Annotated in this window: 16 protein-coding genes and 1 riboswitch; of the genes, 8 read left to right on the forward strand and 8 right to left on the reverse strand. The window is 62.8% G+C overall.

The genetic code is table 11. The features are described 5' to 3' along the window. Positions 1 to 170 precede the first annotated feature (170 nt). Complete coding sequence (locus tag OCA5_RS11905) at positions 171 to 659, reverse strand: TspO/MBR family protein (RefSeq protein WP_012562794.1); 489 nt, start codon at positions 657 to 659, stop codon at positions 171 to 173. After that, entirely contained in the window at positions 656 to 1,144 is a 489-nt protein-coding gene (locus OCA5_RS11910; RefSeq protein WP_013913208.1) for a hypothetical protein, read from the reverse strand. The genes OCA5_RS11905 and OCA5_RS11910 overlap by 4 nt, the downstream gene beginning before the upstream one ends. 32 nt (positions 1,145 to 1,176) lie before the next feature. Next, a riboswitch (cobalamin riboswitch) is annotated at positions 1,177 to 1,431 on the forward strand. A gap of 173 nt (positions 1,432 to 1,604) precedes the next feature. Between OCA5_RS11910 and OCA5_RS11915 the strand changes: the two genes are divergently transcribed. After that, complete coding sequence (locus OCA5_RS11915; RefSeq protein ID WP_012562792.1) at positions 1,605 to 3,854, forward strand: TonB-dependent receptor; 2,250 nt, start codon at positions 1,605 to 1,607, stop codon at positions 3,852 to 3,854. Between the two features lie 94 nt (positions 3,855 to 3,948). On the opposite strand, the gene OCA5_RS11920 is transcribed toward OCA5_RS11915, so the two are convergent. Next, a complete protein-coding gene (locus OCA5_RS11920) occupies positions 3,949 to 4,197 on the reverse strand; it encodes a His-rich protein BRANT (protein WP_012562791.1) in 249 nt (82 codons plus the stop codon). 308 nt (positions 4,198 to 4,505) lie between these two features. On the opposite strand from OCA5_RS11920, the gene OCA5_RS11925 reads away from it, so the two are divergent. The 3 genes from OCA5_RS11925 to OCA5_RS11935 all read left to right on the forward strand — a co-directional run bounded on the left by OCA5_RS11925 (position 4,506) and on the right by OCA5_RS11935 (position 6,624). Further along, a complete protein-coding gene (locus tag OCA5_RS11925; protein WP_012562790.1) occupies positions 4,506 to 5,285 on the forward strand; it encodes an NAD kinase in 780 nt (259 codons plus the stop codon). Between the two features lie 208 nt (positions 5,286 to 5,493). Continuing rightward, entirely contained in the window at positions 5,494 to 6,039 is a 546-nt protein-coding gene (locus OCA5_RS11930; RefSeq protein ID WP_012562789.1) for a response regulator, read from the forward strand. 6 nt (positions 6,040 to 6,045) lie between these two features. Next, the gene (locus tag OCA5_RS11935) at positions 6,046 to 6,624 is read left to right on the forward strand and encodes an Hpt domain-containing protein (RefSeq protein WP_012562788.1); all 579 of its coding nucleotides are present in this window, start codon (positions 6,046 to 6,048) and stop codon (positions 6,622 to 6,624) included. Between the two features lie 181 nt (positions 6,625 to 6,805). Here OCA5_RS11935 and OCA5_RS11940 read toward each other — a convergent pair whose 3' ends face one another. The 4 genes from OCA5_RS11940 to folE form a co-directional block, all read right to left on the reverse strand. Further along, the gene (locus OCA5_RS11940; protein WP_012562787.1) at positions 6,806 to 8,254 is read right to left on the reverse strand and encodes a DUF2336 domain-containing protein; all 1,449 of its coding nucleotides are present in this window, start codon (positions 8,252 to 8,254) and stop codon (positions 6,806 to 6,808) included. Between the two features lie 134 nt (positions 8,255 to 8,388). Then, the gene (locus OCA5_RS11945; protein WP_012562786.1) at positions 8,389 to 9,330 is read right to left on the reverse strand and encodes a transglycosylase SLT domain-containing protein; all 942 of its coding nucleotides are present in this window, start codon (positions 9,328 to 9,330) and stop codon (positions 8,389 to 8,391) included. A gap of 289 nt (positions 9,331 to 9,619) precedes the next feature. Further along, on the reverse strand, positions 9,620 to 10,057 hold the full coding sequence (gene hisI, locus OCA5_RS11950) for a phosphoribosyl-AMP cyclohydrolase (protein ID WP_012562785.1): 438 nt from the start codon (positions 10,055 to 10,057) through the stop codon (positions 9,620 to 9,622). Between the two features lie 32 nt (positions 10,058 to 10,089). After that, positions 10,090 to 10,773: a GTP cyclohydrolase I FolE gene (gene folE / locus OCA5_RS11955; protein ID WP_012562784.1), complete on the reverse strand. Its 684-nt coding sequence runs from the start codon at positions 10,771 to 10,773 to the stop codon at positions 10,090 to 10,092. A 271-nt stretch (positions 10,774 to 11,044) separates the two neighbouring features. On the opposite strand from folE, the gene OCA5_RS11960 reads away from it, so the two are divergent. Beyond that, the gene (locus OCA5_RS11960; RefSeq protein WP_012562782.1) at positions 11,045 to 11,515 is read left to right on the forward strand and encodes an iron-sulfur cluster assembly scaffold protein; all 471 of its coding nucleotides are present in this window, start codon (positions 11,045 to 11,047) and stop codon (positions 11,513 to 11,515) included. 17 nt (positions 11,516 to 11,532) lie between these two features. On the opposite strand, the gene OCA5_RS11965 is transcribed toward OCA5_RS11960, so the two are convergent. Further along, complete coding sequence (locus tag OCA5_RS11965; protein ID WP_012562781.1) at positions 11,533 to 12,495, reverse strand: COG3904 family protein; 963 nt, start codon at positions 12,493 to 12,495, stop codon at positions 11,533 to 11,535. A gap of 225 nt (positions 12,496 to 12,720) precedes the next feature. Between OCA5_RS11965 and yidD the strand changes: the two genes are divergently transcribed. The 3 genes from yidD to OCA5_RS11980 all read left to right on the forward strand — a co-directional run bounded on the left by yidD (position 12,721) and on the right by OCA5_RS11980 (position 14,893). Next, the gene (gene yidD / locus OCA5_RS11970) at positions 12,721 to 13,059 is read left to right on the forward strand and encodes a membrane protein insertion efficiency factor YidD (protein WP_012562779.1); all 339 of its coding nucleotides are present in this window, start codon (positions 12,721 to 12,723) and stop codon (positions 13,057 to 13,059) included. 190 nt (positions 13,060 to 13,249) lie between these two features. Further along, positions 13,250 to 13,879 (forward strand): (2Fe-2S)-binding protein, encoded by a 630-nt coding sequence (locus OCA5_RS11975; RefSeq protein WP_012562778.1) that lies wholly within the window; start codon positions 13,250 to 13,252, stop codon positions 13,877 to 13,879. Between the two features lie 9 nt (positions 13,880 to 13,888). Beyond that, on the forward strand, positions 13,889 to 14,893 hold the full coding sequence (locus OCA5_RS11980) for an FAD binding domain-containing protein (RefSeq protein ID WP_012562777.1): 1,005 nt from the start codon (positions 13,889 to 13,891) through the stop codon (positions 14,891 to 14,893). Positions 14,894 to 14,901: the final 8 nt, after the last annotated feature.

Consider the following 14,901-nt stretch of genomic DNA (forward strand, 5'->3'; position numbering starts at 1 on the left):
ACGGCTATCACCCTGGTGTTCGCAATCCCAATCAACATGTCTAAGAGGGCGCCTTAACAAGGCTCACAAAGTCGAATGCGCGCATCGGTCGCAGAACGATGCGATATTCTCCCGGTTTTGCAGTGGAAAACTTCTAATTATGTCTCAACACGATCTAATGCGCCCGGAATCTAATTCATCCAGGCGATGCCCGCATTGAGTGTTGCCGCATAGGCAACCCATAAGACATACGGCACAAGCATCCATGCCGCGAGTCGATCGACTCTTGCACTTGCTGCAATTGCGAATGAGATCGCGACGAGAAGCGCGATGATGTCGGCAAGTGCAAAGCGTATCGCATGCGCGCCGAAAAACAAGGGCGACCACGCTGCGTTGAGCACAAGCTGAAGGAGAAACAGCGCGATGGCACGCGTGCGCGCTGTTGAAGGCTCGCATCGCTCCCACAACCGCCACAACGCTACGCCCATCAGGATGTAAAGCGCTGTCCAGACAACCGGAAAGACGAACGGCGGCGGCGTCCATGACGGCTTCACGAGCCCTGCGTACCAGCCTGCAATCTCTGGCCGCGTCACCACGCCCTGCACTGCAGCAATGCCAAGGCAGAGCACGAGGCATGCGGCAAGTCGCGTCGTCGTACGGAATTGCTGCACGATTTTCATCGCGTCAGCTTCTCGAGTTCGGGAAACGCCGCATAAGCCGCACCGACGCAGACATCCTCCGGCTTCTCGACCAGCCGGTCGAGTCGGCCGTCGACATAGATCACAGCGCGATCCTGCAGCGGCCCGTAGGCACCGTCGAACGACTTCGCACTGTAGCGCACGCAGGTGACGTAACGCCGCCGCCCGCCGACCTCGCGCAATGCCGGCTCCATCAGCGCGGCACTGCGGACGTTGGTCGGGTCGTTGAGATAGGTGCGCAGGAAGGCGAGCAGCTCGGCGCGATAGTTCTTCGGATAGGGCTGATCGCTCACGCCCGGATCGGTCGTGTAGGCCATCATCGCCTCGTCCGTACTGCCGAACGCGCAGCCGCCGAGCACAACCGCGACCGCCAAAAGCGGCGCGACGCGGCGTAGCACGCTCAGGCACGCTGTCTCCGATTTGCAACGCAGGTTGGCGAAGTCCATTACGCGGGGATTCTCAAGCATTGTGGCGTTGACATGGCACCGTCGCGCCGCTTGATTGGTGACACGGCACAGGTGCTGGCGCGAGCCGGCATAATAGGGAATTCGGTGCCGCCGCGCCGGGCGAATCTGTTGCACAACTCGCCGGACGCGGCAAATCCGAAGCTGCCCCCGCAACTGTCAGCGGTGAGCGGCTGTCCATCAAGCCACTGAGCACGCATGCGATATTGCGCACGCGAGGTTTTGCTCGGGAAGGCGGACAGCAGCGACGACCCGCGAGCCAGGAGACCTGCCTGTTCCGGTCATCCATCCGTCGCACGGGGTGTGCGAAGGAGCGGTTTCCGCAGCGATGACGTGAACGGGTATCGTTGCGGCGAATACCGAAGGGCTTTCTCCGGGCGCGATGCGAAGCGGCAAGCCGCCTCCATCATGCGTCTGGAAGGCAGTTCGGTTTCCGCCAGCACACTATGGGCGGGGACTGGACGTGACATCGCATCAATTCTTTGCGCAAGATCAATTATTCACACGCAAGCGCATATCGCCTGCTCTGCTCGCGGCGCTCGTGAGTGTAGCCTTCATGCCATCTGCGCAGGCGCAGCAGGCCGACCCATCGCTTCCGGCGATTCAGGTGAGTCCTGCCGCGAAGAAGCCGAATCATCGCCTGCCAAAGCGCAACAAGCGCGTCGACGCAAAACCACGCGTGCAGCAGGCAGCTCCGCCAATCGCATGGTCTCCCGCCGCCATGAACGCGGCCTCTCCAAATCCCGAAGCCAGCCGTACCGCTGAGGTAGGCGGCATTGCCGGTGCATCGTCTACCGTCATCACGGCACAGGATATCGCGCGCGCGCCCGGCCAGACGGTGCAGGATATTCTGGCAACGCAGCCGGGAATTCAGTTGCGATCCCTGTTCGGCGGCGTCAACGGTGCTGGCACATCGGTGGATATGCGCGGCTTCGGCGCATTCTCGACAGCGAATACCCTTATCCTCGTCAATGGACGGCGGTTGAACGATGTCGATCTCGCCGGTGTCGATCTCTCCACCATTCCGCTGCAGTCGATCGAGCGGATCGAAATCACGCGCGGCAATAGCGGCGCGGTGCTCTACGGCGACAACGCGGTGGGTGGCGTCATCAACATCGTCACGAAAGCCGGTGCCGGTGGACCGCCGTTGAGCGGCCGCGTCGAAGCTGGTATCGGCTCCCTCGGCCAGCGGTTCGGCAGCGTCTCTTCCACGACGAACACTGGCCCCTGGTCCACCTCCGTATTCGCCACCGCGATCCACTCCGATGGCTACCGCGCCAACAACAAGCTCGACGCACAGGCCGGCTCCGGCGAACTGCGCTACAACACGCCTGACCTGAAAGCGTTCTTCAGCGTCTCGGGCGACAACCAGCACCTCGGCCTGCCGGGCGCCCTCTCCACCCGGTATTATCTCGACAATGCCAACCAGCTTGCTGCCAACCGTCGTGCATCGTTCATGCCGTTCGACCATGGCGACACGCAGGGCATCAACGTTACTGCTGGCTTCACTAAAGCCCTGTCGAACGACATTGACCTGATCGTCGATGCCGGCGTTCGCGACAAACGCCAGCAGGCCTCCTATTTCGACGACCCGCGCGCGCCCTACCCTCGCGCCGTCGACACCGTGCTGCAGACATGGTCGGTGACGCCACGCCTCAACATTCGGACGCCAGTGTTCGGAATGCCCTCGAGCATCCTGACCGGCATCGACTATTACAATGCCAGCTACGATTCCGATCGCAGCCAGTTGCTGGGTCTGCCCGCAATCCACGCCTACGATCTCAACCAGCAGACGCTGGCAGGCTACTGGCAGCAGACGATCGATTTGTTTCCGGGCACGGTCTTCTCCTACGGCGGGCGACTCCAGAACACGCGCCTGAACGCCAAAGACACGCTCAATCCGTCCGCGCCGGGCGCTTCGATCTACGACATGCAGCATCTGCCCCTGAAGAATGACGAAACCCAGCACGCGCTGCATATCGGGATCGAGCAACGGCTAAGCCCGAACTTCTCCGTGTTTGCCCGTGCTGCCCGCGCCTTCCGCACGCCGAATGTCGACGAGCGCATCGGCGTCGCACTCGATTCCAACTTCAACGCCAATTTCAATCTGAAAACCCAGACGTCCTATGACGTCGAAGGCGGTATCAAGGTGCATGGTAATGGCTTCGATCTGCAATCGAGCTATTTCGACATGCATCTGAAAAACGAGATCCACTTCGATCCCGTGTTTTTCGTCAACTACAATCTCGATCCGACCCATCGTTATGGTTCGGAAACGAGCATGACGCTGCACGTCAACGATAGCCTGCGCCTGAAGGGCGGCTTTACTTACATGCGCGCAGTGTTCGAGCAGGGTCAGTATGCCGGAAACGACGTGCCGTTGGTATCACGCTTCACGGGCAGCGCCGGCATTTCGTGGAATGTCTGGCAGAAATACGTGGTGTTTGACGCAACTCTGCGCGCCTGGAGCAAACGGCGCATGGATAACGACCAGGCTAACTTCCAGCCGGAAATTCCCGCGAATGCCACGCTCGATCTGAAGCTCAGCGGCGAGTATCAGCGTTACTTCTGGTCCTTCAGCGTACTCAACGCCTTCAATGCGCAGTATTACGATTACGCCGTCGCCAGCGCGAGCCTGGCCAATGTCGGCGTGTTCAGCGCCTACCCTCTTCCGGGCCGCACTTACATGCTGAAAGTCGGAGCGACGTTCTAAGGTGCGCGCATAAAAAGGCCCGCGACATGCGATGCATGCCGCGGGCTCACATCAGCGGGAACGGTTTGGGGGAGAACCGCGCCGCTGCCGCTCCTTAATGGAAGCGGTGATGATGGTAACGGGGATGCTTCACAATCACCCGCTTCTTGACGACGCGATGATGCGGGCGAACGTGGCGGTGATGTTTCTTCACGACGATCACCTTCGCATGCGCGTTCGCGACTGACGGCGCCATCATACGCGAGGTCGTGACGGTCCTTTCCGTCTTGATGACGGTCGCGGCCATTGCCGGAGCAACCATCACCGAAGCGGCGACAACAGCGGCGGACAGGATTTTGAACATCGTAAGCTCCTTAATTCCGGGACCACGACGCCTCAAACCGTATGGTGGGGGCGGTGATCATGAGAGCGATGATGGCGCGGGCGCGCTGAACTCAAACTGAAGCCCGCAAACGGCTTCTGTTCATTTGCGTGACATCTTGTTAATGTCGGCGGTGCCTCACCCTTCAGACTGGCAAGGGAAGCAACAGCGTTAACGCTGTTGCGGGGCAGCCTGCGGTTTGCTGTCCCGCCAGTACCGCGGGCCGGAAAGACCGGATAGACTACGCCTGTCCGCGCCAGAACCGCCCGCCGGGTCAATCAGCCTTTCCCATGACCATCGAGAGCAAATACCAACGCATAGCCTTTGTCGCGAGCCCGGTGCTGGAGGCCCAGCGCGCGCTGGCGCAACTGTCCTCCGATTACGGCAATCGCGAAGTCGACGACGCCGACGTCGTGGTGGCGCTCGGCGGCGATGGGCTGATGCTGCGCACGCTGCACGAGCGGATGCGTACGGGCACGCCGATCTACGGCATGCACCGCGGCACCGTCGGCTTTCTGATGAACGAATATAGCCGGCAGGGGCTGATCGAGCGCCTCAACGCTGCGCGCGAGACCGTCATTAACCCACTTTTGATGCGTGCAACCGATGCTGCAGGCGAAGTGCACGTGCACCACGCGATCAACGAGGTCGCCCTCTTCCGCCAGATCTACCAGGCGGCACGGCTGCGTATCCTGATCGACGATCAGGTGCGGATGCCCGAGCTCATCTCCGACGGCATTCTGGTCGCAACGCCGGCCGGATCGACCGCCTATAACTACTCCGCGCAGGGGCCGATCATCCCGATCACCGCCAACCTTCTGGCGCTGACGCCGATCAACGCCTTCCGTCCGCGGCGCTGGCGCGGTGCCCTGCTTGCAAGCTCCGCTCACATCACCGTCGAGGTGCTGGAGGATGAGCGGCGGCCGGTTGCAGCCGTCGCCGACCACAACGAGGTGCGCTACGTCACCCGCGTCGAGGTGCTGACCGACAAAAGCATCTCGATCCGCATGCTGTTCGACCCCGGCCACAGCCTGGAAGACCGCATCCTCAGCGAGCAGTTCGGCGTCTAGGGCGACCACCGAAGCAACGCCACGCTCGACCTCCATTTTTCTTCCTTGTCCCGGGTCTGCGGAGCGGCATTTCATGCCGCGCCGCGTCCGGGAAAACAGCGATTTTCTAAACAGGCATAAACCCCGGGCGACAGGCTTATGCTTAACCGCGCGTTAACGGCCGCTCGCCTAGACTTTCCGGGTCTTCGCTCACCCTGTCCGGCGAGTCATGTTTCGTATTGATTTCAACAAGCTGCGGTTTCTCGTCTGCGACGACAACGCGCATATGCGGCGCATTCTGCGCACGCTTCTGCATTCTTTCGGCGCGCGTGAAGTCTACGAGGCCGAGGACGGCGCGACAGCGCTCGAAATGTACAGCCATTACGTGCCGGACATCGTCATCACCGACTGGTCGATGCCGATCTTCGACGGGCTCGAGCTTGCGCAGATGATCCGCCAGCCGGATGGCGTCGGCAATCCTTATGCGCCGATCATCATGCTGACCGGCCACTCCGAAAAGCGGCGCGTCATGACCGCGCGCGATGCCGGCGTCACCGAATTTCTTGCCAAACCGATCTCCGCGAAAGGCCTCTACCAGCGCATCCTCAACGTGGTGGTCTCCCCGCGCCCGTTCATCCGCACCAAGAGCTATTTCGGGCCAGACCGCCGCCGCAACACCACGAACACCTATATCGGCATCGATCGCCGCAATGGCGGCAAGGCTGAAATCCTGCAGCAGCCCTCGCTGCTCGATAAAGCCCGCAGCCCCGGATAAACGGCGATGGCGAAAGACACCAGCAACGACCTCAAGGTCGAGACCTTTGCCGAGCATCAGGTCATCACCCAGCCGAACCCGTTCCGGAAGATCATCCGCCGGGTGGACGAGCGCAATGCCGACGATCCGGTCACCCGCGCCGAGGAAGCGCTGGCTGGTCTATCCGGCGAATTCCAGGGCTGGATGAACGAGGAATGCCACCGCCTCGCCTGTGCGTTTGAGACCGTGGCGAAGGACGGCTTCACGGGCCCGAACCGCGAGGAGCTGTTTCGCGCGGCGCACGACATCAAGGGTGATGCCGCGACGTTCGGCTATCCGATGGCGGCGATTGCGGCCGACAGTCTCTGCCGCATCCTCGAACATGCGCCCGAGCTCACGACGGTGCCGTCCGATCTGATCGCTCACCACGTTCATGCCATTCAGGCGATCGTGCGGGAATCCCCGCGGGCGCGCGCGAAAGATACGGCGGACGAACTCTCGACCCGCCTGCGCCGGCTTGCCGACGAATTTCTGATCGCCGCCAACCAAAACCGGCCCGAGCATCTCGAAGCCGTACTGGCACCGAGCATCGTTCCGGGCGACTGAGAGGATGTAGTTTAGACGAAGTCAGGAACTCGTCATGCCCGGCTTTATGCCGGGCATCCACGTCTTAGAATCTCACCGAGGAAGACGTAGATGGCCAGGACGAGCCCGGCCATGACGGAGTCATATACTTCCACCTTGTACGGCGCTTCTGGATTGCTGCGCTCGCAATGACAACAAAAATTCAGGCCGCGACGCGCTCGCGGACAAGAAGAGCGATTTCCGCATCGAGGTTGGCCGCGGCAATGGCGGCATTGTCATCGTTCAGCGCGACGTAATGCTCATCCATCGGTGCATAATCGTCGAAATCGCTTTCATAGAAGAATTCGCTGTCGCCATCCGCGGACCAGGATTCGGCATCGGCGAAGATTCTATCCTCGACAAAGCTCTCTTCGCCCATCCAGTCGTCGGTGACGGGATCCTCAAGACCCTCGTCCTCGGACATCTCATCCGCGACCGGTGAGGCCTGCTCGATCATCGCAACAAAGCGCTGGGCGTCGATCTCGGTCGCCGCATCGTCGCAGAACAGCCGCGCATCCTCGCGCGCGGCTTCCACCGCAAAGCGCCGCAGCAGCACCAGAAGCGGATCGTGAGCGGAGGTTGCCCCGCTCTCGCATTGCGCCAGTACCCTCTCGACCAGGCCGCGCTGCAGCCGCGCGACGCCTTGCAGCTCCGCGATACCAATTTCTGTCATCGCCGCCACCGCCGCACGGAAGGCGGGCACTGTCGCGGCAGGAAATTCCGCCTTGGTCAGCAGCGCATCGAGGCCTGCGCCGCGGCCATAGGCCAGCGCAGCCACACGCTGCGACGGTAGACCTGTCAGTTCGACCAGCGCCGCCGTGAACACATTCGTGCGGCCCGACAACAAGGCACGCAGCATCAAGCCCGCATTAAGTTCGCCGCTCTCGCGCAGATGATGGACAAGTGCCGCGAGATCCTCGCCCTCGGCGAGGCTTGCGATATCGAGCAGCGAGCGCTCTGTCACCTCCGCCGCCATACGGCTTGCGCGATCGGGCGTGATCCAGTCGCGCGCCGCGACGTAACTTGCGAGCGTGGCCGAGACTTTCGTCGCCAGCGCGACGCGCACGGACGCCGTCAGATCGTCCCGCTGCAACATCGCCTCGCGGATCGCTGCAAGATCGCCATGACGCTCGACGATGCGCGCGAGCGAAAACGGCGCGAGCGTCACGTGCGGATTTTCGACAAGCTCAAGGGCCGCAGCCGCATCACTCACTTCCGCGATTGCAGCAGCGACCGGCACCGGCAAATTCACCCGGCGCGCCACAGCGCACTGCACGGCAGCGCTGCCGGTGGCGACGAGATCGACCAGATCGGCATCAGCGAGAAGCGGCGAGAATTCGAGAACAGGCAGCGCGATGTCGGGCTGATCGGCCGCAAGCGCTGCGATGATGGCGGGCGGCGCGTCGGCGCTCGCTGCGAAAACGTCCGCCATCGCCTGCCGCACCAACGGCGAGGCATCGTCGAGCAACATCAGCAACGCGCCTTCGGCAGCGAGGCGATCGTCATCCGACAAATCTGAAACGAGCCAGGCGCGGGCTAACGCCCGTGTCGCCTCGGCGCGCTCCCCGGCGGGAGCGGTGCGAACCCAACTAATGAACTGCCGAACGATCATGGGTGTTCCGGCTTACGCAACTTTGCTGACTGCGCCTGATACGACGCGACTGTCAGAAAGCGTAAACCATGACACTTAAGAAACGGTTCACCATAAAACCGCTGCAGCCGTTGAGTTTTTGTTAACTCCCCGCGTCACCCGGCGAACCGTCCGTTCGGATCACTGAACAGATTGAAGCGCGATTGCGCGGGGTTCGGCGCGGGCTGCGCTTCCTCCGCGCTCGCCTGTGCGCCGCTTCCCCACAGCTGACGCACCGTCAGCGACAATGGTTCAGCGCGTTCGCCCGCCTGAAATAAAGAGTGGAAGGTTGGACCCATCGCACCTGCGGCCGAAGGTGCCCGGCTCCCTTGCGGGAAGCTCGCGAGAAACGCAGCGTTGTCCATCGTGGACGAGGACGCGCCACCGGCGGATGCCATTGCAAAGCGCGCCGCCGGAGAGTTCGCGGCACGGGCAAAGCGCTGATCGAGATCGGCGTAGACCTCCGAGACGCTGCGCGCGCTGCCGTTGCTATTGTAGAAGATCGGCCGGTTCGCCGCGGCCGCATTCGGAAATAGCGCAACCGCCGAGGCGCGCGGGTTGTCCTGCGCGGCGCCGATCAGTTTCGCCGCGCCGCCCGCACCGAGGAAGTGCGCCATATAGAGTTCGCCCTCGGTCGGCCGCCGCCCAAGCTCCGAGGTCAGACGAAAGCTGTTGGTCTGCGTCAGCACGCCCGCCATCGCCGCGTTGGCGGCCGGATCGTCGCGCAGCTTGAGGATCTGCTCGCGCGTCGCCGCATCGTTGACGGAGTAAGTGCCGGAAGGCGATTGCGAGATCGCATCGGCATAATGGCCGAAGCCGAACGCGGCCCCCGCCTGCTTCACGGTGCCGAGCCAGGTCTGCTCGATGAATTGATAAAGCCCGCGCGCCGACGAGGTAGAGGCCTGCGCCTTCGGGTTGAGGTTGGATTCGATCTTGGCCGCGGAAACGAGATAATCGAAGCTCGCGCCGGTCGCGTCGGCGGCCTGCCTGATGGTGCTGGCGATTTTTGCGCGCGCCTGGTCGAGGACCGAGGCGGCCGCTGTGCTGTCGATGGCCATGTGTCCCGCTCCCCGGCGACACGCTGTGATGACGCGCACAGCTCCCGACGCGCGCTTGGCCTTCCGGCCCGTCTGCACCGTGGAAGATTATGGTTAATAGAGTGTTAACAGGGCACTGAACGACTCCCTCTCCCCGTTGGGGAGAGGTGAAAGCACACCGTCTCGATGCCGCCCTCACATCAGATCGATTCTGGATTGCTTCGCTGAGCTCGCGGTGACGAGAAGCCGGGTCCGCGCCTGCGCGGGGACGATAACAAAGAGCTTCGGCAGGAAAGAAAGGCAGCAGCCGCTACTTATAGACCGCCGCCGGATCGAACGTCTTGTCGGCATCGACGAACACGAGCTTCGCCCCACCGGCCTCGTTTGCCACCGCACGATAGAAGCAGGAGCGCCGGCCGGTGTGGCAGGCGCCGCCCGCCTGGGTCACACGAATCCACACCGCGTCCTGATCACAATCCATCCGCATCTCGACGACGCGCTGGGTGTGGCCGGAGGTCTCGCCCTTGCGCCACAGCGCCTTGCGCGAGCGGCTATAGTACCAGGCGTCGCCGGTCTCGATGGTCCGGCGCAACGCCTCTTCGTTCATATGGGCGACCATCAGCACCTCGCCCGAGGCCGCATCGGTCGCAACGCAAGTCACGAGACCCGCAGCATCATAGCGCGGTGCGAAGGCCAGGCCTTCTTCACCTTCATCATGAGCGTGCAGCGATGCAGGTTCGGTCGTCACTTGCGGTCAACATTCAAGGTTCGGGCGAAACTTCAAGCGCCTGCAAATGGCGCGCTAATGCCCCGCACCATATGGAGAAAACGGTTCTGCTCATCCGGATTGTCATAGAACATTCCGGTAAAGCGCGACGTCACCGTCTTGGCGCCGTGCTTGGCGATGCCGCGCACCGACATGCAGGTATGCTCGGCCTCGAGCAGCACGGCAACGCCGCGCGGCTGCAGCACCTTGTCGAGCGCCGCGGCGATCTGGGCGGTGAGATGCTCTTGGGTCTGCAGGCGATGCGCGAACGCATCGACGAGACGCGCGATCTTCGACAGGCCGACCACGCGGTCCACCGGCGTATAGGCGATGTGCGCCTTGCCGTAGAACGGCATGACGTGATGCTCGCAATGCGAGTGAAATTCGATATCGCGGATCAGCACGAAATCGTCATAGCCCGCGGTCTCGCCGAAGGTGCGGTTCAGCACCTCGGCCGGGCACTGGTGATACCCCTGAAACAGCTCGTCATAGGCCTCGACCATGCGGCGCGGCGTATCGAGCAGGCCCTCGCGGGAGGGGTTCTCGCCGATATAGGACAGCAACGTCTTGACCGCGCTCTCGGCCTCCTCGCGCGTGGGACGCGGCTGGTCCGGGCGGACGCCGGCCTGATCGATTTCGGCGGCAGGGACTTCAGTCTTGTCGAGCTTGCTGCGCAGCGGCTTGATAACAGCATCCATAAGTGGCTCTCCGTTCGACCGGCCCCTTTGCCAAAAAACAGGGCCGGAGTGTCACCGGGGTCGCCACGAAGCCCAATCGGACCACGGACGCCTTGCGTGAGTTCTGGACGGCTTCCCGAAAACGGATCGGCGGAAGTCAGATCGGCATTTTCCGGGTTAACCGGCCAACAGGCAGGTTTATTCCTGCGATCCAGCGACTATATAGGACGACAGGACAAATGCGCCAAGGGGTTCCCCGCCTCTTCCGCCTCCCGTCCGTGCGGGTAACGTGATGCTGAACGACATCTACAACAAGAAAATCATCGAGCTGGCCGGTAATATTCCGCGGCTCGGCCGCCTCCCCCATCCCGATGCGTCGGCGATGGCTCACTCCAAATTGTGCGGCTCGACCGTCAAGATCGACCTCAACATGAAGGACGGCGTCGTGACCGATTTCGGTCACGATGTGAAAGCCTGCGCGCTCGGCCAGGCCTCGTCCTCGATCATGGCGCGCCATATCGTCGGCTCGAACGCCCAGGAATTGCGAGAGCTGCGCGAGACCGTCACCAGGATGCTGAAGGAAAACGGCGCCCCGCCGACCGGCAAATGGGCCGACATCGCGGTGCTGGAGCCCGTGCGTGACTACAAGGCCCGCCATGCCTCGACGCTGCTGACCTTCGAGGCCGTGGTCGATGCGATCAATCAGATCGAGGCGAAGCAAAACGCCGAGCCATCCAGCCCTGCCACCGCTTCAGCCGAGTAACGCCGCGCGCGCCGGGCTTATTGCTCCGGCGTCAGCGCTGCTCCGCCCGTCGGCGGCGCAGCCTCCGCGGTCTTGGTCGACTTCACCACCGCATCCGTCTTCGGCAAACGCTCCTGCACCGGCTTCTGCGCCGAGGTGAGCGCAGTTGTCGCCTGTGCGCCCGTCGCCCGCGCCGGAGCATGCTCCGCCACCGCCTCATCGGTGACGAGGTTGCTCAGGCGCAGTTCGGCGCGCGTGAGTTCGTGCAGCGGCTCCCACGGCGGAACGCTGAGCGCGAGCGACAGAAGATCGCCTGTGCCGCCCATGTCGAAGGTGTACTTTGCAAGCCGCCCGACATCGCGCTGGACGATCATCAGGTCCTGCGCCGCATAGGCCGCCGCCTTGGCATCGCTCGCGCGGTCGCCCATCCAGATCTGATGCACGCGGACATGCGCCTCATTCGGAATGAAGCGGCTCTCGCCTGCGAGCAGCAGGAACACGCACATCGATTCACAATAGGCGTTGGGCTTGATCGTGCGCGTCTTGCCGTTCGGCCCTTCGGAGGTGACGGCATGGCCGACCGTGGTGTGAAGCCCCGCCGCGCGCCAGACCCGGCCGAGCGCAATCGCATCGAGCACCGAGCCACCGCCCGAGTTCAGCACGACAGTCGCCGAAGACAGATCGTGCCCGTTCGCGATCTTCTCGAACAGCGCTGGCGTATCGCTGGTGATGACGCCGACCGCTTCGATCCAATCGCGGCAATCGCCTATGCACGAATGCTTCGGCGCGGGATGCCAGGTGAAGGTCATCGGCTGACGACGCGGTTCGATCACATCGGTCGCACGGTTCGCCTCCGGCGCATGTGCATTCTGAGAAGGTTGCGAGGCGGTGGGTGCATGCGTCGCCTCACCGCGCGCGACTGCACCGGGCAGCGTCAGCAAAACGGCCATGGCGCCGATCCGCGCCAAGCCAACGAACGTGAGCGACCCCACGAAAGCCAACTTCGAGTTCCTTCCATGCCCAAATGGGCAACGGCACAAAGCCGGAGCGTGGGACGAATCCTGTCACACGATCATCACCAAAACCGTAACCATGCCGGGGCGGCAGCGTCCATGAAACAATTGCCGCGCTGCGTTCAAACACATGCGATGATGTGGAAGTGTGGCGCAAAAACCAATGCTGGTTCCGGGAACCGGAACCATGCACAATGGCGCAAGGCCAAAGCGATGCATTCCGATCACTCTCACTGTCCCGCATGTGAAGCGGCTCGCAACGCGCCCCGCAAGGCCGGGCGCGGCCTGATCTGGCTTTATCGCGCGACGTTCTCGCCGCTGATCGGATTCAACTGCCGTCATGTTCCGACCTGCTCTGCCTATGGCGACGAAGCGATCGGACGTTTCGGATTATGGGCGGGCGGATGGATGACACTCGCCCGGCTGTTGCGATGTCACCCCTGGGGCACGTCGGGCCTCGATTTCGTGCCGAAGCAAAAGCCTCCACGCTCCCGCTGGTACCTGCCGTGGCGTTATGGCCGCTGGTGCGGCGTCAACGACAAGAGCGACTGAGCCGACGCGTCGCCTTGCATTCGCACCCAACCGCACATCTGCACCGCGCACCCACACATTATTGTGTCTGACGATCTCCCTCGGGCGGAGGTTGGCAGGGAACCAAGAACACTTCTAAAATTTGTCCCGGATGCCGCTGCCCGCGAGGCGCGGCTTGCCGACAATTGGCTCACTCAGCATCGAGGGATGCATGACGGACATCACCCCCAAACCGGGCGCATCATCCGGCCCGGATCGCCGCACCATTTTGCAAACATTAGGCGCCGCTGGCGTCGCAGCCACATGGCAAGGCAACGTGCGCGCCGAGAATGCGCGCGCCGAGGCGGCCACGCCTCCCTCCCTACCTGTGCCGAACGATTACGTCGAGGTCGAGATGCGGGTGAACAAACAGCCCGTCTCGATGCGGATCGATCCGCGGACCACGCTGCTCGATTTCCTGCGCGAGCACATGCATCTCACCGGCACCAAGAAGGGCTGCGATCACGGCCAGTGCGGCGCGTGCACCGTTCACGTCAACGGCCGCCGCGTCAATTCGTGTCTCTCCTTCGCCGCCACACATCAGGGCGAGGAGATCACCACCATCGAAGGCCTCGGCGAGCCCGAGCATCTGCATGAGATGCAGGCGGCCTTCGTCGAGCACGACGGCTATCAGTGCGGCTACTGCACGTCGGGGCAGATCATGTCGGCGGTCGCGCTGTTGCATGAGCCGTGCGGACCGACCAATGCCGACGTGCGCGAACTGATGAGTGGCAACATCTGCCGCTGCGGCGCCTACAACAATATCGTTGCCGCGATCCAGCAAGTGCGTCAGGGCACATAGGAGCGGCCCATGGACGTCTTCCAGATTCAGAACCCGAAAGACATCGACGCGGCCGTCTCGGGCGGCGCGACGGCAAACACCGCGCAGCAAGGCGCCAACGTTCGCTTTCTCGCGGGTGGCACCACGCTCGTCGACCTGATGAAGCTCAACGTCGAACGCCCACAGAAGCTGATCGACATCAACCGCCTGCCACTCGACAAGATCGAAGCCCTCCCCGACGGCGGCTTGCGCATCGGCGCAACGGTGCGCAATTCCGATCTCGCCAACGATGCGCGCGTGCAACGCGACTATCCGGTGCTGTCGCAGGCACTGCTGTCAGGCGCGTCGGCACAGCTGCGCAACATGGCGACCACGGGAGGCAACCTGTTGCAGCGAACACGCTGCGTCTATTTCCGCGATCAGGATATGCCTTGCAACAAGCGCGAGCCCGGCTCCGGCTGCGCGGCGATCGGCGGCTTCAACCGCAATCTCGCCATTCTCGGTACCAGCGATCAGTGCATCGCGACCAACCCGTCCGACATGAACGTGGCGCTGATGGCGCTCGATGCCACCATCCACATTCTCGGACCCGAAGGCCGGCGCGCGGTGCCGATTGCGGACTTCTTTCTCCTGCCGGGAGATACGCCGGACAAGGAGAACGTGCTGCAGCCCGGCGACCTCATCACTCACGTCACGCTGCCGGCGCTGCCGACGGGCGCGAAATCGCTCTACCTCAAACTGCGCGACCGCGCGTCGTATGAATTCGCACTCGCGTCCGCCGCCATCGTGTTGGTCCGCGAGGGCAACGCCATCAGCGAGGTCCGCTTCGCCATGGGTGGCGTCGGCACGCGGCCGTGGCGCGTGAAGGACGCGGAAGACCACCTGCGTGGTGCCAGGATGGACAAGGCCGCGTTTCAGACCGCTGCGGAGCTATTCCTGAAAGACGCCAAGCCGCAAAGCGGCAACGGCTTCAAGATCGAGCTCGCGAAACGTTGCCTCGTCCATTCGCTGCAATCCGCCTCACAGCTCGCCTGAAGAGAACG

This window comes from Afipia carboxidovorans OM5 (assembly GCF_000218565.1).
Lineage (GTDB): Bacteria > Pseudomonadota > Alphaproteobacteria > Rhizobiales > Xanthobacteraceae > Afipia > Afipia carboxidovorans.